Source organism: Magnetospirillum sulfuroxidans (genome assembly GCF_018224925.1).
Lineage (GTDB): Bacteria > Pseudomonadota > Alphaproteobacteria > Rhodospirillales > Magnetospirillaceae > Magnetospirillum > Magnetospirillum sulfuroxidans.
The window spans coordinates 17516-37475 of the sequence record NZ_JAGTUF010000010.1 but is presented as its reverse complement, the minus strand read 5'-3'; the positions used below and the strand labels follow the sequence as shown (position 1 = coordinate 37475).

Here is a 19960-nt window from a genome sequence, read left to right as displayed (position 1 = left end):
TGCCGCCGGACGGCTTTGTTTTTCTTGGACGGCCCTGAACTTTAGGTATGGATGGCGCGCTTATTGGCGGCCAGACAGGCTTCCTTGACCGCTTCGGCCAAGCCGGGATGCGAATGGCAGGTCCGCGCCACATCTTCGGACGAAGCGCCGAATTCCATGGCCATGACCATTTCCGCCAACAGATCGCCGGCATTGGGGCCGACGATGTGGGCACCGAGCACGCGGTCGGTGGCGGCATCGGCTAGCACCTTGACGAAGCCTTCGGTCTCGTTCATCGACCGCGCCCGGCCATTGGCCGAGAACGGGAACTTGCCGACATTGTAGGCGATGCCTTCGGCCTTCAACTGCTCTTCGGTCTTACCGACAGCGGCGACTTCCGGCCAGGTGTAGACGACGCCGGGGATGGCGTCGTAATTGACGTGACCATGTTCACCGGCCAGCAATTCGGCCAAGGCGACGCCTTCTTCTTCCGCCTTGTGGGCCAGCATGGCGCCGCCGATGACGTCACCAATGGCGAAAACGCCAGCGACGTTGGTGCGGAAGTAATGATCGACCTTGATGAAGCCGCGCACATCCTTTTCGATGCCGACATTTTCCAGACCCAGGCCGTCGGTGTAGGGCTTGCGGCCGATGGCCACCAACACCACGTCGGCCTTGATCTCTTCGGAGGCGCCGCCGGCAGCGGGCTCGACCGTCAAGGTGGCGTGGCCGCCCTTCTTCACCGCCTTGGTCACCTTGGTGCCAAGCTTGAACTCCATCCCTTGCTTGGCCAGCAGCTTTTGCATGGTCTTGGACACTTCGCCGTCATTGGTCGGCAAGATCTTGTCGAGGAATTCCACCACCGTGACCTTGGTGCCCAAGCGGCGCCACACGGTGCCCAGTTCCAGACCGATGACGCCGCCACCGATCACCACCATGGTCTTCGGAATCTTGTTCAGCTTAAGCGCGCCGGTCGAGGAAACGATCACCTCTTCGTCGATCTCCACACCCGGCAAGGGCGTGACGTCGGAACCGGTGGCGATGATGATGGCCTTGGCCGTCACCACCTGCTCGCCGTCCTTGCCGGTGACCTTGACAGTCCCGGCCCCGGTGATTTCGCCGGCGCCGATCAGATAGGTCACCTTGTTTTTCTTGAACAGGAATTCGATGCCCTTGGTGTTGTCGGCAACCACCTTGTCCTTGTGGGACTGCATGCCGGCCACGTCCATTTCCACCTTGCCGATCTTCACGCCAAAGGCGGCGTAATCGTGGCTGGCGGCTTCATAGGCGTGCGATGCCGCCAACAATGCCTTGGACGGAATGCAGCCGACGTTCAGGCAGGTGCCGCCCAGCGCGCCGCGCTTTTCGATGCAGGCGGTCTTCAAGCCCAGTTGGGCGGCACGAATGGCGGCGACATAACCGCCGGGTCCGCCACCGATGATGACGACGTCGAAGCTGTTTTCGCTCATGGATCAGTTTCCCCGAAAGCTATTCAGAACAAAGAGGCCCCGCTTGCGCGAGGCCCCCTGCTATTACATGTCCAGCAGGATACGCTGCGGGTCTTCGATGCATTCCTTGACCCGGACCAGGAACGACACCGCCTCGCGGCCGTCGATGATGCGGTGATCATAGGACAGGGCCAGATACATCATCGGCCGCGCCTGGATCGAACCGTCAGGCATGACCATCGGACGCTGCTGCACCTTGTGCATGCCCAAGATACCCGATTGCGGGGTATTGAGGATCGGCGTGCTCATCAGCGAGCCATAGACGCCGCCGTTGGAGATGGTGAAGGTGCCGCCGGTCAGGTCTTCCATGGACAGCTTGCCGTCACGGGCCTTCTTGCCCAGGCCGGCGATGGTCTGCTCGACCCCGGCGAAGGACAATTGGTCGGCATTGCGAACCACCGGAACCACCAGACCCTGGGGGGTGCCGACGGCGACGCCGATATCGTAATACTTCTTGTAGACCAGATCGGTACCGTCGATCTCGGCGTTGACCGCCGGCCAATCCTTCAGCCCCGAGATACACGCCTTCACGAAGAAGGACATGAAGCCCAGCTTGGTGCCGTGACGCTTTTCGAACTGGTCCTTGTACTGGTTGCGCACGGCAAACAGCGCGGTCATGTCCACTTCGTTGAAGGTGGTCAGCATGGCCGCCGTGTTCTGCGCTTCCTTCAAGCGGCCGGCGATGGTCCGCCGCAAGCGGGTCATGGCGACGCGGTCTTCCAGATCGGCCTTGGCGCGCGGGCCCGACGGCGCGGCCGCCTTGGGGGCGGCAGCCGGAGCGGCGGCGGCGGCGAGGACGTCGCCCTTGGTCACCCGACCGCCCTTGCCGGAACCGGCGATGGCGATGGAATTGACGCCCATATCGGCGGCCAGTTTAGCGGCGGCCGGGAAGGTGGCGGCGGCCGGAGCGGCGGCGGCCGGAGCCGGAGCGGCAACCGGAGCCGCGGCCGGGGCGGCAGCGGCCGGCTTGGCCGCCGGGGCGGCGACGACGCCGGAACCGGCGCCGATGGACCCCAGCACCGCGCCGACTTCGACGGTGGAACCGGCGGCGGCCATGATTTCGGTCAGCACACCGGCGGCAGGAGCCGGCACTTCAACCGTCACCTTGTCGGTTTCCAATTCGACGATCGGTTCGTCGGCCTTAACCGCATCGCCAACATTCTTGAACCACTTGGCAATGGTGGCTTCGGTAACGGATTCGCCCAGGGTGGGCACCGTGATCTGAGTGGTCATCTTCTGGTTTCCCTATTCGAACCTAGGCGTTGAGACGCGAAAGAGCCGTGGCGCGGCGGAACGGCACCGGCATATCGGCAGGCTTGCCGGTCAGCGCGGTCTCGCAGATCCACGCCTGTTCGGCGTTATGGGTCTTGTAAAGGCCGGTCGCCGGCGAAGCGGCGGCCTTGCGGCCGACGTAATGCGCCTGCTTGGCGACATTGTCGGGCAATTCCTCGCAGATGAATTCGAGGCGGCGATCGACAAAGGTCCACGGCCCCATATTGGCCGGCTCTTCCTGCGCCCACACCAGATCGGCGTTGGGATAGCGGGCGAGCTGGGCCTTCAAGGTGTCCTTGGGCCACGGATACAATTGCTCGATGCGGATGATGGCGACGTCCTTGATGTCGCGCTTGGTCCGCTCGTCCAGCAGGTCGTAATAAACCTTGCCCGAGCAGACGACGACGCGGCGGATCTTGGCATCGGCCACCAGGTTCTCGCTTTCCGGCAACACGCGGCGGAAGCGCGACCCCAGCGCCATGTCTTCCAGGCTGCTGACGCATCCCTTGTGACGCAACAGGCTTTTCGGCGTCATGATGATCAGCGGCTTGCGGAAATTGCGCTGCAACTGGCGACGCAGGGCATGGAAATAATTGCCCGGCGTGGTCAGGTTGCACACCTGCCAATTATCTTCGGCCGACAGTTGGAGATACCGTTCCCAGCGCGCCGACGAATGTTCCGGCCCCTGGCCTTCATAACCATGCGGCAGCAGCATCACCAGACCGGACATGCGCAGCCACTTGGACTCGCCCGAATTGATGAACTGGTCGATGATCACCTGGGCGCCGTTGGCGAAATCGCCGAACTGGCCTTCCCACAGGGTCAGGGTCTTGGGTTCGGCCAGCGAATAGCCGTATTCAAAGCCCAGCACCGCTTCTTCCGACAGCGGGCTGTCAATGACTTCGAAATGAGCCTGATTGCCCTGGCGGATATGGTTCAGGGGCTCGTAGCGCGATTCGTTTTCCTGATCGGTCAGACGGCAGTGACGCTGCGAGAAGGTGCCGCGACCGCAATCTTGGCCCGACAGCCGCACCCCTTGACCTTCGACCAGCAAGGTGCCGAACGCCAAGGCTTCGCCGGTGGCCCAGTCGATGCCCTGGCCCGTCTGCATCATTTCCGCCTTGGCCTGCATCTGACGCAAGATCTTGCGGTTGACGTTGAAATCAGCCGGCACCTGGGCCAGCTTCATCCCCACTTCCTTCAGCAACTCGATATCGCAGCCGGTCTTTTCCTCACGGAATTCTTCTTCGTCGGCCAGTTGCACCAAGCCCTGCCACTTGCCTTCCAGCCAATCGGCCTTGTTGGGCCTAAAGCTCTTGGCGGCGTCGAATTCACGTTCCAGCATTTCCTGGAACGAGGTGACCACGCCGTCGGCTTCTTCCTGGCTCATCGAGCCCTCGGCCACCAGCTGCTGGGCATAGACGGCCCGGGTGGTCGGATGGCTGGCGATCTTGCGGTACATCAGCGGCTGGGTGAAGGCCGGCTCGTCCGATTCGTTATGGCCGTGACGGCGATAGCAGATCATGTCGATAACCACGTCGGCGCCGAATTCCTGACGGTATTCGGTGGCGATGCGGGCCACATGCACCACCGCTTCCGGGTCGTCGCCATTGACGTGCAGCACCGGGCATTGGAAGCCCTTGGCGACGTCGGACGAATACGGACCCGAGCGCGAATATTCCGGCGCGGTGGTGAAGCCGATCTGGTTGTTGATGATGATGTGGATGGTGCCGCCGGTGCGGTAGCCTTCAAGCTGCGACAGCAACATGGTTTCCGGCACCACGCCTTGGCCGGCGAAAGCGGCGTCGCCGTGCAGCAGGATGCCGACCACCTTCTTGCGGTCGTCGTCGTTCTTTTGCTGCTGCTTGGCGCGGACGCGGCCGATGACCACCGGGTTGGCCACTTCCAGATGCGACGGGTTGGGCTGCAAGCTCAGATGGACGACATTGCCGTCGAAATCACGGTCGCTTGAGGTGCCCAGGTGATACTTGACGTCGCCCGAGCCCTGCACGTCCGACGGGTTGGCGGTGCCGCCCTGGAATTCCGAGAAGATGACCTGATAGGGCTTCTTCATGAAATTGGCCAAGACGTTCAGACGGCCACGGTGGGCCATGCCGATGACCACTTCCTCGACGCCCAACTGGCCGCCGCGCTTGACGATCTGTTCCAAGGCCGGAATCACCGATTCGCCGCCTTCCAGACCAAAGCGCTTGGTGCCGGTGTATTTCAGCTGCAAGAAGCGCTCGAAGCCTTCGGCCTCGACCAGACGCTCCAAGATGGCGCGCTTGCCGCGCGGGGTGAAATCGGTGTGGTTGCGCACGCTTTCGATGCGCTTTTGGATCCAGGCCTTTTGGTCCGGGTCCTGAATGTGCATGAACTCGACGCCGATCTTGCCGCAATAGGTGGCGCGGACAACATTGATGATCTGGCGCAGGGTGGCGCTTTCCAGCCCCAGCACGTTGTCGATGAAAATTTCGCGGTCCAGATCGGCTTCGACGAAGCCATAGGTGCGGTAATCCAGTTCGGGATGGGGCACGCGCTTGGACAGGTGCAGCGGATCGAGATCGGCCTCCAAGTGACCGCGCACCCGGTAGGTGCGGATCATCATCAGGGCACGGATCGAATCGAGCACCGCTTGGCGTTGGATTGCCGGATCAGCGGCCGGAGCGGGCTTGGCGTCCTTACCGCCCTTTTTGGCGGCAGCGGCGGCGGCAGCGGCGGCGGCTTCCGGGTCGATCGCTCCAATGATCTTAAGGTCACGCTTGGCGCCCGCGGTGCCCTTGAAGTCTTGCGCGATCGCCGCGCCCTCGTCCCGCAATTCGGTGAAGAACTGCACCCACGAGGCGTCCACCGAGGACGGATCCTCGACATAGCGGGCGTAAAGCTCGGCAATGAACACGGCGTTGCCGCCGGTCAGGAAGGACGTTTCGTCGAACTGGTTCGTCATATTGGGCTGACGCGGGGGATACCGCATCCCTTTCTGCCAAGTCGGGACGGTGCGGCGCCGCCGGGCGCCGATCCGTCACGGCGCTAAAACCAAGACAAGGATACGGCCCGATGCTCCGGCGGGTGCATCGGGCCGCTTAACCTCTTAGCCCTTGAGGACCTTGAGCATGGTCGAACCGAGCGAGGCCGGGCTGTCAGCGACAGCGATTCCGGCGGAACGCATGGCGTCGATCTTGAAGTCGGCGGTGTCGTTGCCGCCCGAGATCACCGCGCCGGCATGGCCCATGCGGCGGCCCGGAGGAGCGGTACGACCGGCGATGAAGCCAACGGTCGGCTTCTTGATCTTGGACGCACGCAACAGCTCGGCGCCCTGAACTTCGGCGTCGCCGCCGATTTCACCGATCATGATGATCGCTTCGGTTTCCGGATCGTCCAGGAACATTTCCAGGCTATCGATGAAGTTGGTGCCGTTGATCGGATCACCGCCAATACCGATACAGGTGGTCTGGCCCAGACCGGCGGCGGTGGTCTGCGCCACCGCTTCATAGGTCAAGGTGCCGGAACGCGAGACGATGCCGATCTTGCCGCGCTGGTGAATGTGACCGGGCATGATGCCGATCTTGCATTCGCCGGGGGTGATGACACCCGGGCAGTTCGGGCCGATCAGACGGGTCTTGGAGCCGCGAAGGGCGCGCTTGACCACCAGCATGTCAGCCACCGGAATACCTTCGGTGATGCAGACGGCCAGTTCGATTTCGGCGTCGATGGCTTCCAAGATGGCATCGGCGGCGAAGGGCGGCGGCACATAGATGACGCTGGCGTTGCAGCCGGTGCGGGCCTTGGCTTCGGCGACGGTGTCGAACACCGGCAGGTCCAGGTGCTTGGTGCCGCCCTTACCGGGGGTCACGCCGCCAACCATCTTGGTGCCGTAAGCGATGGCCTGTTCGGAGTGGAAGGTGCCCTGAGCGCCGGTGAAGCCCTGGCAGATCACCTTGGTGTTGGCATTAACGAGAACGGCCATGTTATGCGGCCTCCTTGACGGCCTTGACCACCTTTTCGGCGGCATCGGCGAGGTTGTCGGCGGCGATGATCGGCAGGCCGCTCTGCGCCATGATCTTCTTGCCCAGATCGACGTTGGTGCCTTCGAGACGGACGACCAGCGGAACGTTCAGGCTGACTTCGCGGGCAGCGGCGACAACGCCTTCGGCGATGACGTCGCAACGCATGATGCCGCCGAAGATGTTGACCAGAATGCCTTCGACGTTCGGGTCCGACAAGATCAGCTTGAACGCGGTGGTGACGCGTTCCTTGGTGGCGCCGCCGCCGACATCAAGGAAGTTGGCCGGCTCGGCGCCGTACAGCTTGATGATGTCCATGGTGGCCATGGCCAGACCGGCACCGTTGACCATGCAGCCGATGGAGCCGTCGAGCTTGATGTAGTTCAGGCTGTGACGGGCCGCTTCCAGTTCCGCCGGATCTTCTTCCGATTCGTCACGCATCTCTTCGATGTCCTTGTGACGGAACAGGGCGTTGTCGTCGAAGTTCACCTTGGCGTCGAGCGCGATCAGCTGATCGTCACCGGTGACCACCAGCGGGTTGATTTCGACAATCGAACAATCCAGATCCATGAACGCCTTGTACATGGCGGCCATGAACTTGACGGCGGCGCCGACCTGCTTGCCGGTCAGACCCAAGCCGAAAGCCAACTGGCGGCCGTGATACTGCTGGAAGCCCTGCACCGGATCGATGGCGGCCTTCAAGATCTTTTCCGGCGACTTGTGGGCGACTTCTTCGATCTCCATGCCGCCCTCGGTGGACGCCATGATGGTGACGCACGACGTGGCGCGGTCGATCAGCATGCCCAGATACAGTTCGCGACGGATATCGCAGCCCTGTTCCACATAGACGCGCTTGACTTCCTTGCCCTGCTCGCCGGTCTGGGCGGTGACCAGCACCTTGCCCAACATGGCGTCGGCGGCGGCGGCGACATCTTCGACCGACTTGACGACGCGAACGCCGCCCTTGCCGGAAGCGTCACCCTTGAAGGTGCCCTTGCCGCGGCCACCGGCATGGATCTGCGACTTGACGACCCACACCGGGCCGCCCAATTCCTTGGCCACCTGAATGGCTTCGTCGGGGGTATAAGCGACACCGCCCTTGAGCACGGCGACGCCGTACTTGGACAGCACCTGCTTGCCCTGATACTCATGAATATTCATGGATTTACGCTCCCCTAGCGTGACGTTTTGAGATTTCGCCGCATGGACGAGATTTCAGTTCACCGCGCAATTCGATCAATCGGCACCCCTGCCCGTGAAACCCAGGGACTGGATTTCACGGGCAGGCACCAGACTTACAGCAGACCCTTGGCCACAGCCACCAGGCTGCGGACGGCGTCGGCCGACTTGTCGAAAGCGACTTGTTCTTCGGCGCTCAGCTCGATTTCGACCAGACGCTCTACGCCGCCTTCGCCGATCACCACCGGGACGCCGACATAGATGTCGTCTTTCTGGCCGAACTGGCCGGCCTTGACCAAGGCGGCAACCGGCATGACGCGCTTCTTGTCCTTCAGATAGGCTTCGGCCATGGCGACGCCCGAGGCGGCCGGGGCATAGAAAGCCGAACCGGTCTTGAGCAAGCCAACGATCTCGGCGCCGCCGTCACGGGTGCGCTGCACGATCTGGTCGAGCTTTTCCTGGGTGGTCCAGCCCATCTTCACCAGATCCGGCAGCGGAATGCCGGCAACGGTGGAGTAACGGGTCAGCGGCACCATGGTGTCGCCGTGGCCGCCCAGCACGAAGGCGGTGACGTCTTCGGGAGAAACGTTGAATTCTTCGGCCAGGAAGTGGCGGAAGCGGGCCGAGTCGAGCACGCCGGCCATGCCGACGACCTTTTCCGCCGGCAGACCCGAGGCCTGCTGCAACACCCACACCATCACATCCAACGGGTTGGTGATGACGATGACAAAGGCGTTGGGGGCATTTTCCTTGATGCCCAGACCGACGGATTGCATGACCTTGGTGTTGATACCGATCAGGTCATCGCGGCTCATGCCGGGCTTGCGCGGAACGCCGGCGGTGACGATGACCACGTCGGCGTCCTTGATGGCGGAATAGTCATTGGCGCCGGAATAGCGGGCATTCACACCCTCGACCGGAGTCGATTCGGCGATGTCCAGACCCTTGCCCTGGGGGATGCCCTCGGCAATGTCGAACATCACCACATCGCCCAGCTCCTTCAGGCCAATGAGGTGGGCGAGCGTGCCGCCAATGTTACCGGAGCCAACGAGAGCAATCTTCTTGCGTGCCATGGATAAAGTTCCCTCGAACGTGATCGATGTTCTGGACGAACGGGTGGGCCGCGACGCATCGCAGCATGCGCCATGGGGGGCTTAGGTAACCCGATTCCACGCCAAGAGCAAGCCAATTGCCGCACCCATCCGGTATATTAGATTTTTTTAATATTGCCGATTTTCTCGCGGGTTGCAGTGCAGCAAGTGACCATTCTCAGCTAAACCCTTGGACTCATTCGAGATTAACCTACCCGGGACAGGTTTTACCCCACCCATAGGGGTGGATCGGCTCGGGTGGGGTGTTGATCGCCGGACCATTTCACCCCCCTCTTTTACCCGGTAAAACCCTTAATCCAACCCAACCAGGGAGCGGGCGAAGGCGGTGGCGTCGAAGGGACGCAAATCCTCGACCTTTTCGCCGATTCCGATGGCATGAACCGGCAGGGCGAATTTTTCCGCCAAGGCGACCAGCACGCCGCCCCGCGCCGTGCCATCCAATTTGGTCAAGATCAAGCCGGTGACGTCGACCATGTCCTTGAACACCTCGACCTGGGAATGGGCGTTCTGGCCCACCGTCGCGTCCAGGACCAGCAGCACGTCATGGGGGGCGGTCTCGTCTTGCTTTTTGATCACCCGCACCACCTTGCGCAGCTCTTCCATCAGATCGGCCTTGTTCTGCAGGCGGCCGGCGGTGTCGATGAACAAAAGATCGTCGCCGCGCCCCGCCGATTCGGCCATGGCGTCAAACACCAGGCCGGCGGCGTCGGCGCCGGTGTCGCGGGCGAAAACCGGACAATTGGTCCGTTCGCCCCACACCTTCAATTGCTCGACGGCGGCGGCGCGGAAGGTATCGCCGGCGGCCAAGGCCACCTGCTTGCCCTGATCCTTGAAATGCTTGGCCATCTTGCCGATGGTGGTGGTCTTGCCCGAACCATTGACGCCGACCACCAGCACCACATGCGGGCGGGCGACACAGGCCGGTTCCAGCGGCTTGGCGACCGGGGCCAGGATCTGCGCCACTTCCTCGGCCAGCACCTGTTTGATCTCCTCGGCGCCGACGTCTTGACCAAACCGGCTTTTGGCCAGACGCTTGGTGACGCGCGATGCCGCCCCGACCCCCAGATCGGTGGTGATCAGCAAATCCTCCAGATCCTCCAAGGCCGCGTCGTCAAGCTTGCGCTTGGTGAACAGGTCGCCCAGCCCGGTGGTCAGCTTGGAGGAGGATTTGCTGAGACCGCCCTTGAGGCGGCTCAACCAGGATTGCGGCGCCTCGGCGACGATTTCAGCCGGACGGGGATCGTCGGCGATGACCACGTCTTCCGGGGCATCGACAGGCGGCACCGCCACGGCATCGGCTTCATTCGCCACCGGGTCCGATTTGCCGCCGAACAATCTGCCGAACAATCCCTTGCCGCTCATGCCCTGGTCCTTTTTGCAAATCTTATGTGAACGCCGTCCCTTGTGGCACCGCGAAGAGCATCGGGTCAAGCCCGGCAGCGGCGCACGACAGCGGCACGGTTCCGCCGATTAAATCGGCGACCCCACCAGCACGGCGCCATCGCGGCCGCTGATCCGCACCGGCATGACGGCGCCTTCGGCGGCGGCGGCGGTGAGACGGACCGGCAGATAATGCTGGCAAAAGCCCTGGCCGTCCTTTTCCACCAGCACGCTGGCGGTCTTGCCCAGACGCGAATCGACGAAAGCGTCCATGGCCGCCTGCCCCTTGGTCCGCAAGCGGGCGGCGCGTTCCTTGACCACGTCGCCGGGAACTTTCGGCATCCGCGCCGCCGGGGTGCCGGGACGCGAACTATAGGGGAAGACGTGCAGATGGGTCAGCCCCGCCTCGTCGACCAGATCGAGCGAGCGCTGGAACATCGCTTCATCCTCGGTGGGAAAGCCGGTGATGATGTCGGCCCCCAAGGCGATGTCCGGGCGCAGATCGCGCAGACGGGCGGCCAAGGCAATGACGTCGGCGCGCCCATGGCGGCGCTTCATGCGTTTCAACACCATGTCGTCGCCGGCCTGGGCCGACAGATGAAAATGCGGCATCAGCCGGGGTTCTTCCGCCACCAGCCGCAACAGATCGTCATCCACTTCCACCGGGTCCAGCGACGACAGCCGCAGGCGCGGCAAATCGGGCACTTGCGCCAGCAATCGCCGGGCCATCTGCCCCAGGCTGGGCGTACCGGGCAGATCGCCGCCATAGGCGGTGATGTCGACGCCGGTGAACACCACTTCGGCGAAGCCTTGGCCGACCAGCGCCCGCACCTGATCGACGATGCGGCCCATGGGGACCGAGCGGTTGTTGCCGCGCCCGAACGGGATGATGCAGAAGGTGCAGCGATGATCGCAGCCGGTCTGCACCTCGACAAACGCCCGTGCCCGGCCATCAAAGCCAGAGACCAGATGCGCGGCGGTTTCGCGCACCGTCATGATGTCGGCGACGACGATGCGATCTTCAGGCGGGGCGGTGAAGATGGTCGGCCGCATCTTCTCGGCATTGCCCAGCACCTGATCGACCTCGGCCATGGCGGCGAACTTGTCGGGGGCGACCTGGGCGGCACAGCCGGTGACGACGATGCGGGCGTTAGGGTGGTCGCGGCGCAGTTTGCGGATGGTCTGCCGGGCCTGACGCTCGGCCTCGGCGGTGACGGCGCAGGTGTTGACGATCACCGTCTCGACGCCGCCTTCGATGGCCTTGGCGTGTTCGCGCATGACCTCGGATTCATAGGCGTTGAGGCGACAGCCGAAGGTGACGATCTTGGGCGGCGCGGTCATGACAGCAAACTGGAATCCAGCCGTCCCTCGGCCACCAGCGCCACCGGGCCGGTCATCAACACATGATCGTCGGGCAGCCATTCGATGGTCAGCGCCCCGCCATCCAGCACCACATCGGCCTTGCGCCCGGTCAGTCCGCGCCGCGCCGCCGCCACCAGGGTGGCGCACGCGCCGGTGCCACAGGCGCTGGTGATGCCGGTGCCGCGTTCCCACACCCGCATGCGGATGCGATCAGGGCCAAGCACTTGCGCCGCTTCGATGTTGGCGCGTTCGGGGAAGATGTCGTGATGTTCCAGCACCGGCCCCAGCACCGCCAGGTCGATGGCGGCGACGTCATCGACGAAGAACACCGCATGAGGGTTGCCCATGCTGACCCCCACCGGATTTTGCAGCGCCCCCAGGCCAATGCCCAGATTCAGCGTATCCACCGCCTTGGCCAGCGGCAATTCGCGCCAATCCAGCCGCGCCGGCCCCATGTCGACGGCGACCATGCGCCCGCCCCGGCTTTCGGCATCCAGCAATCCCGCCTTGGTTTCGATGACCACCCGGTCGATGCCGGCCGCCTGCATCAGCAACCAGGCGACGCAGCGTGTGGCGTTGCCGCAGGCCGCGGTTTCCGAGCCGTCGGCGTTCCACAAACTCATCCAGGCGTCGGACAGATTGGAGCGCGCCGGCTCAATCACCACCACCTGATCGCAGCCGATGCCGGTGCGGCGGTCGGCGATGGCCCGCGCCCTGTCCGAGGTCAGGGCAAAGCCCGAATCGCGCACGTCCAGAACAACGAAATCGTTGCCCAAGCCATGCATCTTCAAAAAGGGGAGGCCGTTGATGTCAGTCATGATCCGGTTATATGGGGGCGGAGCGGGACGAGTCCAGCCCCGCCCGTCTTCAAGAGCGGACCTCGGCCAGGAACTTGCGCACTTCGCCGCGCAACATCTCGGTGTGCCCCCCAAGCGTTTCGGCCGCCGCCGACACCTCTTTCGCCGCCGCTTCCGCCCGTTGCGTGGCGTGCAGAACCTCGCCGATATTGGCGCTGACCTGATCGGTGGACAGCGAGGTCTCCTGCACATTGCGGCTGATCTCGGCCGTGGCGGCTTCTTGTTCCTCGACAGCGGCGGCGACGGCGGCGGAAATTTCGTCGATTCCGGTGATGCGCTCGGTGATGGCGCGAATGGCCTCGACCGAAGTGCGGGTCGCCGCTTGGATGGCGCCTACTTGGTCGATGATTTCGTCGGTGGCCTTGGCGGTCTGGTTGGCCAGGGATTTCACCTCATTGGCGACCACGGCGAAGCCTTTGCCGGCATCTCCGGCCCGTGCCGCCTCGATCGTCGCGTTCAGCGCCAGCAGATTGGTCTGGCTGGCGATGGTCTGGATCAACTGCACCACTTCGCCGATGCGTTCGGCCGAATGGCGCAAACCATCCACCTGGGCATTGCTGGCCTTGGCCTGGTCCACCGCTTCCCGCGTGGCATTGGCCTGGGTCTGGACCTGACGGGCGATCTCGCGGATGGAGGCGGCCAGTTCCTCGGTGGCGGCGGCGGTGGATTGCACCCGCTGCGAGGTGTCCGTGGCGGCATGGGCCACATCGTCGCTGCGCGCCGCGGTTTCCGACGCCACTTCCGTCATGGTGCCGGCGGAAACCATCAGGGATTGAGCGCTTTCCCCCACCTCTTCCACGAATTTGGCCATGCGCTCGTCAAATTGAGACACCGCCTGCTCTTTGCGCAGCATGGCCTCGATGCGGGTTTGACTGTCGACATTGCTGCTGGCGCTCATCAATTCGGCACTGATCAGGCGTTCCTTGAAGAATTGGATGGCGCGGGCCAATTCGCCCAATTCGTCCCGCAAGTGCTGACCGGGAATCTCGACCGTGCGGTCGCCTTCGGCCAGGCGGGCGGTGGCTTGACGCGCCGCCAGCAGCGGCGGCACCAGACCGGCGACGATCAGCGTGCTCATCAGCGCCGACAGACCGACCAAGGCCACCAGCACCCCCGCCTGCCACCACGCCGACGACACCAGCCGCCCCAAGGTAAGACGGGCATGATCCATCAATTCACCGGCGACGGCGTCTTCGACCAATTTCATCTGGTCGATGCGCCGGGTGGTCAGCTTGAACCAATCCGGGGCCTTGATGTCATTCAGCGTGCCGGTGAACGGGCTGTCACTGGCGACACGGCGCCATTCGCCCACCTTTTTTTCCGATTCGTCGGCCTGGGCGCGGTCCAAGGCGGCGAGGGCGGCGGCCCCGGCTGTCGTGCGAAACACATGCAAGAAGGCCGTTTGCTCGGCTCCCAATTCATTCAGCCGCCGATGCAAGGGCGGCGAGAACGTGCCGGCGGCGAAACCGGCGGAACCGGTGGCCCGCTCCTGCCCGGCGCGTTCCTTGGCGTTCAAGATCGCCGTATAGGCGTTCAGGGTCATGGCCATTTCGGCGTCATTGGCCAGATGGCTCATGGCTTCAACCACCCCAAGCTGATTGCCGATGGCCCCGGTGTAATAGCCCAACACCTGCGGCACCGGCAGGGTTTGACCATCGGTGCCCTTGCGCATGTCGGCCAATTTATCGAGATCGGCGACCGCGCGCGCCAAGCGTTCGGCCTCGACGCCCGACAGCATCGTCACCATGGTGCGGGCAGCATCGCGGAATACCGCCAAACGGCCATCGGTGGTTTGCCGCTGCGCCGCCAGTTCGGTCCCGAACTGCGTTCCCTTGCTGCCCAAAAATAAGGCCGAGGCGCCGCGTTCCTTTTGCATTTCGTGGATCAGCGCCGAACTGACGGTGCTGAACTGGGCGAGGTTGATGATGTTTTTCTGCCGCCCGACCTTGTCCAGCGCCCCGACCAGATTGATCAGCACCAAGATGGCGATAACCACCAGCGGCGCCCCGGCCACGATCATGATACGCGTCTTGAGCGACAGAAAATCGGTGCGGGCCGCCAACCGCGCCAGCACCCCCGGCCGCGCGCCGCCACCGATGTCGGCAACCCCCTTTTCGCGGAAAAAATCGCGCAATTTCAGGTCATTGCCGACCACGTGATTGATGAACCAAGCCTTCAGGAAGTCCAACACCGCATGGGCGGCCTTGGTGTCATCCTCGGCGGCCAGCGCTTGTAATTCACGCAGGCGGGTGATGGTCGCGGCATGTTGCTGGGCATGATCATCGGCTTCGGGATAGTGGCTGGCGTGCAGCAGGCTTTCCTCGCGGGCGAAATGATCCGCCACATGCTGGCCGAGCCGCCCGAGCACCGAGCCGACCACTTGGGCCCCACGCCGGTTGTCGATGGCCGCGCTCATCTCGTTGATCAGATCGACCAGATGACGATGGTCGTCATCCAAAGCGGAAACGCCGACACTGAGCTCGCCGCTCCAGGTCAACAAAGCCATCCTATCCTCCACATGCATCCTGCGGCCAAAGCCGAAACCCATTCGGCTCAATGACGCTTCATAACGCGGTGAAATTAGCAGAAATAAACCGGCATGTAGGATGCACTTTGGGATTAATACGGCTTAAAAAAGAGCGTATTGCCCTCGCCCTTTGGCGGATATACCCGCCTTTTTCCCCGGATTATGCGCCGGCTTTACGCCTTGGGCAGCCAAGGGAACCGGCATTGACCGCAGGGCCTGGGCTTCCGCCAGTTCCACCTTCAAGCCATGATTGGCATGGCTGAGACGGCGGTTCTCCGCTTCCAGACGCATGCGCCGGCTGTCCGCCTCGGACAGGCGCAGGCCCAAATCCCCCGCCGCGGCCAAGGCTTGGCGGAATTGTTCCTGCACTGTCGCTTCATGCGCCTGAACCCGCAGCATTTCAGCGCGGACGCCATCCAGTTCCGCTTGCAAGCGAATCATCTCGGCGGCGGTGCGGGCGGCATCGGGCAAACGGGGCGGTTCCGCCGTCGGGCTGACCGCCGGACGGCCTTGGCGCAGCCGCTCGTTCTCGGCCCGCAGCTGACGGATTTCGTTGCGCAGATCGAAAACCGCGTCTTCCAGCGCCTCGGCCTTGCCGTCCCGACTGGCCAGACGCTCGGCCAGTTCGACGAAATCGCTGCCCTGGCCCTCCAGCAGCCGCCGGGCGGTGCGCAAAGCGTGCAGAGCCTCGGTTTCATTGTCCGAGGCGGCCATGGCCAAGACCTTGGCAAGCTTTTGCGCGTCCATGGGCGATATCTCGTGGTCAGGGGAAGCCTTAACCGCGAAATACTGATTCGCCCGAGTCGTGAAATCAATCGCTTTCTAATGCATAGGAGGAAATCTCGATCAAATTATCATCGGGATCGCGCACATAGACCGACATGATCGGCCCCACCGCCCCGGTACGAGCCACCGGCCCTGCTTCGATGGCAATGGCATGGGCGGCCAAGCGCGCCTGGACCGCCGTCAATGGCACCGCGGCGACAAAGCACAGATCGGCGGAACCGGGTTGCGGCACTTTGGCCTTGGGCTCGAATTCATGCCCCTTGAGATGCAGATTGATTTTTTGCTGGCCAAAGGCCAAGGCGGTACGGCCACCGGCGAAACTGACCCGTTCCATGCCCAGAACGGTGCTGTAAAAACCGATGCTGGCCTCGATATCGGCCACTGTCAGCACCAGATGATCCAAGGAAGCGATCATTGATCATGTCCTTTCCGCTCAAGAATTCATTGCCATAGCTGGTATTTCTAGTCTATGTCCCGCGAACGTTCCGCCCCAACCTCCGGTGCCCCCATGATGAAGGTCATCCGCGCAAAGTTTCACGGCATCCGCGTCACCAGCGCCGATTTGAACTATCACGGCTCGATCACCCTTGATCCCGAGCAATGCGCCCTGGCCGGCATTTATCCCATGGAATTCGTGGAAATCTGGAACAAGAATTCCGGGGCCCGCATCTCGACCTATGTCATCTTCGGCCAGCCCGGCTCGCGCTGCTGCATCCTCAACGGCGCCGCCGCCCGCACCTGCCAGCTTGGCGACGAAGTGATCATCGCCTCGGCCGATTACATCAAGGGCCCCGAGGAGCTTTATACGCTCAAGCCGCGCATCCTGACCTTCCTGCCCGACAATCAGATCGATCAGGTGCTTTATTACGACGTCTTCCAAAGCGAACAGCGGCCCTATGATTTCCGCATCATGGACGCTGACAAGCACACGGTGGAGAGTTGCCACACTTGGCCCAACGTCAATGTCGCCGCCATTCGGGCCGAATTGTCGGCCAAGGGCTGGTCGGAAACCGATATCGACACCTTCGTCGCCTCCCATTTTTCGTTGTAGGACCATGCGCTCCAAAGCCGTCATCTTGCTGTCCGGCGGACTGGATTCCGCCACCGTCCTCGCCCTTGCCGCCGAGCAGGGCTTTGACTGCGCCGCCTTGTCGTTCCGCTATGGCCAGCGCCATCAGGTCGAGCTGGAATGCGCCGCCAAGGTGGCCGTGGCGGCCGGCGTCACCGATCATCGCATCGTCGATATCGACCTGCGCACCTTTGGCGGCTCGGCCCTGACCGCCGACATCGACGTGCCCAAGGACCGCAACGAAGCGCAGATGGACGCGGAAATCCCCATCACCTATGTGCCGGCGCGCAACACCATCATGCTGGCCTTCGCCCTGGCCTTCGCCGAGGTGCTGGGCTCCGCCGATATCTTTGTCGGCGTCAACGCGGTGGATTATTCCGGCTATCCCGATTGCCGGCCGGAATATATCAAGGCCTTTGAAACCATGGCCAATCTGGCGACCAAAGCCGGGATCGAAGGTCACCGCCTGACCATCCACGCCCCGCTGATCAATCTGAGCAAGGCGCAAATCATCGCCCAGGGCCGCCGCCTGGGGGTCGATTACGGGCTGACCTCAAGCTGTTACGATCCCGATCCCCACGGCCATGCTTGCGGCCGTTGCGATGCCTGCCAGCTGCGGCTGAAGGGCTTCGCCGAGGCCGGATTACACGATCCGGCCCCTTATGCCCGTGATATTTGACTTGATCTGATCACACCGCCATCATGCCCGCCTGACGTTTTGGGGAGATGTCATGCTGCGCTTGGTGATTTTTCTATTCGCTTTCTTGGTGACCGCTCCGGCTTGGGCGCAAAAGGTGCTGCCGCCCTCGGCCATTGTCACCGAGAATTTGGAATTCGACGCCCGCGACGACGGCATCCGTCTGCACCTGCGCAACAAGCATCCTGACGAATATTACGGCGCCAAGGCCGAAACCACCGTGCTGTTCCTGCACGGCGCCACTTTTCCCGGCATCTCGACCTTCGACCTGCCCATCAACGGCGTCAGCTGGATGGATTATTTGGCTCGCCGTGGCTATGACGTCTATGCCCTGGACATCCGCGGCTATGGCGCTTCGGGCAAGCCGGCGGAAATGAACCAGCCCGCCGAAGGCAAACCGCCCCTGGTCGATTCCGAGGCCGCCTTGCGCGATGTCTCCAAGACGGTGGAATACATTTTGTCGCGGCGCGGCCTGGATAAGCTGACCATTGTCGGTTGGTCCTGGGGCGCCACCTTGGCCGGGACTTATGCCACCAACGCCTCGAACAAGATCAACAAGCTGGTCTTGTATGCGCCGCCATGGCTGTCCGACGAGCCCGCCCCGCCCGAGGCCATCAAGGAATTGGGGGCGTGGCGAGCGGTGCCCTTGTTCCAGATTTCGCGGCGTTGGGGCCAAAATCTGCCGGACAAGGAACGCAAGGAACTGATCGCCGATGACGCGAAGAAGGCTTGGCTGGCCGCCCTGTCCGGCGGCGTCGAGGGCGAGCAGAGCTTGAAGGTTCCCAATGGCGCCGTCGCCGATGCGCTCAGGACCTGGGGCGCCGGCACACCGGCATGGAAGCCGGAACGCATTTCCGCCCCGACCCTGGTTATTCAAGGCGAATGGGATGTCGATACGCCGCCGGCCATGGGCCTGTCGCTGTTCGCGCATCTTACCGGCACCTCGGCCCGACGCTATGTCTTGATCGGCGAAGGCACCCATCTGCTGTTGCTGGAAAAGAACCGTCACCAATTGTTCCAAGCCGTCCACGGATTTTTGGAAGAACATCGGTGAGACAGGCGCAAGCCGTCCTGAATGTGGCGACACCGGGACGCGGCTTGGTCGAATTCACCGACCAAGCCGCTAACTTTGTCGCCCGCTCCGGCATGACCCAGGGAGTGTTGAACGTCTTCATCCAGCACACCTCCGCCAGCCTGCTTATTCAGGAAAATGCCGATCCCGACGTCTGCGCCGATCTTGATCGCTTTTTTTCCCGGCTGGTCCCCGATGATCCGCGCCTATACCGCCATACCCTGGAAGGGGCCGACGACATGCCCGCCCATATCCGCGCCGCCCTTACCGCCAGCCAACTGGCGGTGCCGGTAATGAATGGAGGCCTGGGCCTGGGCAGGTGGCAGGGCCTTTACGTCTTCGAACATCGGACCTCGGCCCAGCGCCGCCGTGTCGTCCTGCACTTGTCGGGCTGCTAAGCCGCCGCTACAGTGGCGCCGGGACAGGTGAAAGGGACATAAATGTCGCGTTTCGTGCATGCGGCAGCCCTGGCGGCTGCTCTATTTCTGACTTTCCCCACCCAGGCCGCCGACCTGCCCAATCCGCCACCGGCTGATTGGATGGCCCAAGCCGACCTCTTCGGCCGGGTCGTCACCTTGGCGTCGTCCGACGATGCCCAGGTGATCGCCTGGATCCAAACCCACCAATTGGCGCTGTCATCGGGCTATTTGTTTGATCTGTCGCGCCGCCTGCTGGCGACGGAAAAGACCAGCGATTCCTTGGAATGGTACGCCATCGCCTTGATCCGCGGCCAATACGATTCCGGGCGCTGTCGCGATTCATCCGCCCGCCGCGCCGTCTCGGGCCTGGCCCGACAAGCGGCAATGGTCGCCCGTTACGGTCATCAGCATGCGCATGAATTCGGCCAGGCCGGCTTGCGCGCCCTGGCCCGTCCCGATCTGTTCGCCCACACCATCAGTCCCGACTGGGTCTGCGCCCAAGGCCTGTCCGGTATGGGCGGACAAAGCGCCGGCACCATTGCCCCGACGCTATGGGCCGAGATCGAGGCTTCGCTCCGGGCTGAATTCACCCAGCAATTCACCGCCATGACCACACGCTGAATTCCTTTCAATTTTACGCGTTTGCCCATGAGTTCCAAGCATGGCAAGGACGCCGTGATTCGCATGCCCTTTGTGCGTCCGATGCGCCTATGATCGTGTCAACGCACAGGAGGCTG

General features: G+C 63.0%; 17 protein-coding genes. 5 read left to right on the top strand and 12 right to left on the bottom strand.

Annotated elements, in window-relative coordinates:
* Positions 1–41 precede the first annotated feature (41 nt).
* The 12 genes from lpdA to KEC16_RS11415 all read right to left on the bottom strand — a co-directional run bounded on the left by lpdA (position 42) and on the right by KEC16_RS11415 (position 16381).
* Positions 42–1448: a dihydrolipoyl dehydrogenase gene (gene lpdA, locus KEC16_RS11470; protein ID WP_211548982.1), complete on the bottom strand. Its 1407-nt coding sequence runs from the start codon at positions 1446–1448 to the stop codon at positions 42–44.
* A gap of 63 nt (positions 1449–1511) precedes the next feature.
* Positions 1512–2720: a 2-oxoglutarate dehydrogenase complex dihydrolipoyllysine-residue succinyltransferase gene (gene odhB / locus KEC16_RS11465; protein ID WP_211548980.1), complete on the bottom strand. Its 1209-nt coding sequence runs from the start codon at positions 2718–2720 to the stop codon at positions 1512–1514.
* 22 nt (positions 2721–2742) lie between these two features.
* A complete protein-coding gene (locus KEC16_RS11460; protein WP_211549166.1) occupies positions 2743–5706 on the bottom strand; it encodes a 2-oxoglutarate dehydrogenase E1 component in 2964 nt (987 codons plus the stop codon).
* A gap of 144 nt (positions 5707–5850) precedes the next feature.
* Complete coding sequence (gene sucD, locus KEC16_RS11455; protein WP_211548978.1) at positions 5851–6726, bottom strand: succinate--CoA ligase subunit alpha; 876 nt, start codon at positions 6724–6726, stop codon at positions 5851–5853.
* A gap of 1 nt (position 6727) precedes the next feature.
* A complete protein-coding gene (gene sucC, locus KEC16_RS11450) occupies positions 6728–7924 on the bottom strand; it encodes an ADP-forming succinate--CoA ligase subunit beta (RefSeq protein WP_211548976.1) in 1197 nt (398 codons plus the stop codon).
* A 134-nt stretch (positions 7925–8058) separates the two neighbouring features.
* A complete protein-coding gene (mdh, locus tag KEC16_RS11445; protein WP_211548974.1) occupies positions 8059–9015 on the bottom strand; it encodes a malate dehydrogenase in 957 nt (318 codons plus the stop codon).
* Between the two features lie 330 nt (positions 9016–9345).
* Positions 9346–10416, bottom strand: coding sequence for a signal recognition particle-docking protein FtsY (gene ftsY, locus KEC16_RS11440; RefSeq protein WP_211548972.1), 1071 nt, complete (start codon positions 10414–10416; stop codon positions 9346–9348).
* Between the two features lie 108 nt (positions 10417–10524).
* Complete coding sequence (gene mtaB, locus KEC16_RS11435; RefSeq protein ID WP_211548970.1) at positions 10525–11775, bottom strand: tRNA (N(6)-L-threonylcarbamoyladenosine(37)-C(2))-methylthiotransferase MtaB; 1251 nt, start codon at positions 11773–11775, stop codon at positions 10525–10527.
* Positions 11772–12614, bottom strand: coding sequence for a diaminopimelate epimerase (gene dapF, locus KEC16_RS11430; RefSeq protein ID WP_211548968.1), 843 nt, complete (start codon positions 12612–12614; stop codon positions 11772–11774). Before dapF ends, mtaB begins: the two co-directional genes overlap by 4 nt.
* Positions 12615–12663: 49 nt before the next feature.
* Positions 12664–15159, bottom strand: coding sequence for a bacteriohemerythrin (locus KEC16_RS11425; RefSeq protein ID WP_211548966.1), 2496 nt, complete (start codon positions 15157–15159; stop codon positions 12664–12666).
* A gap of 123 nt (positions 15160–15282) precedes the next feature.
* A complete protein-coding gene (locus KEC16_RS11420) occupies positions 15283–15927 on the bottom strand; it encodes a metalloendopeptidase (protein ID WP_211548964.1) in 645 nt (214 codons plus the stop codon).
* Positions 15928–15991: 64 nt separating this feature from the next.
* Entirely contained in the window at positions 15992–16381 is a 390-nt protein-coding gene (locus KEC16_RS11415) for a VOC family protein (RefSeq protein WP_211548962.1), read from the bottom strand.
* Positions 16382–16474: 93 nt separating this feature from the next.
* Here KEC16_RS11415 and KEC16_RS11410 point away from each other — a divergent pair, with 93 nt between their 5' ends.
* The 5 genes from KEC16_RS11410 to KEC16_RS11390 are packed head-to-tail and all read left to right on the top strand — an operon-like array spanning position 16475 to position 19844.
* A complete protein-coding gene (locus KEC16_RS11410) occupies positions 16475–17017 on the top strand; it encodes an aspartate 1-decarboxylase (RefSeq protein ID WP_211548960.1) in 543 nt (180 codons plus the stop codon).
* Between the two features lie 4 nt (positions 17018–17021).
* Positions 17022–17714, top strand: a complete 693-nt coding sequence (gene queC / locus KEC16_RS11405; protein WP_211548958.1) for a 7-cyano-7-deazaguanine synthase QueC — start codon at positions 17022–17024, stop codon at positions 17712–17714.
* Positions 17715–17766: 52 nt separating this feature from the next.
* Positions 17767–18786, top strand: a complete 1020-nt coding sequence (locus KEC16_RS11400) for an alpha/beta hydrolase (RefSeq protein WP_211548955.1) — start codon at positions 17767–17769, stop codon at positions 18784–18786.
* Positions 18783–19202, top strand: coding sequence for a secondary thiamine-phosphate synthase enzyme YjbQ (locus tag KEC16_RS11395; RefSeq protein WP_211548953.1), 420 nt, complete (start codon positions 18783–18785; stop codon positions 19200–19202). The genes KEC16_RS11400 and KEC16_RS11395 overlap by 4 nt, the downstream gene beginning before the upstream one ends.
* Positions 19203–19244: 42 nt before the next feature.
* Positions 19245–19844 (top strand): hypothetical protein, encoded by a 600-nt coding sequence (locus KEC16_RS11390; protein WP_211548951.1) that lies wholly within the window; start codon positions 19245–19247, stop codon positions 19842–19844.
* The last annotated feature ends 116 nt before the right edge of the window (positions 19845–19960 follow it).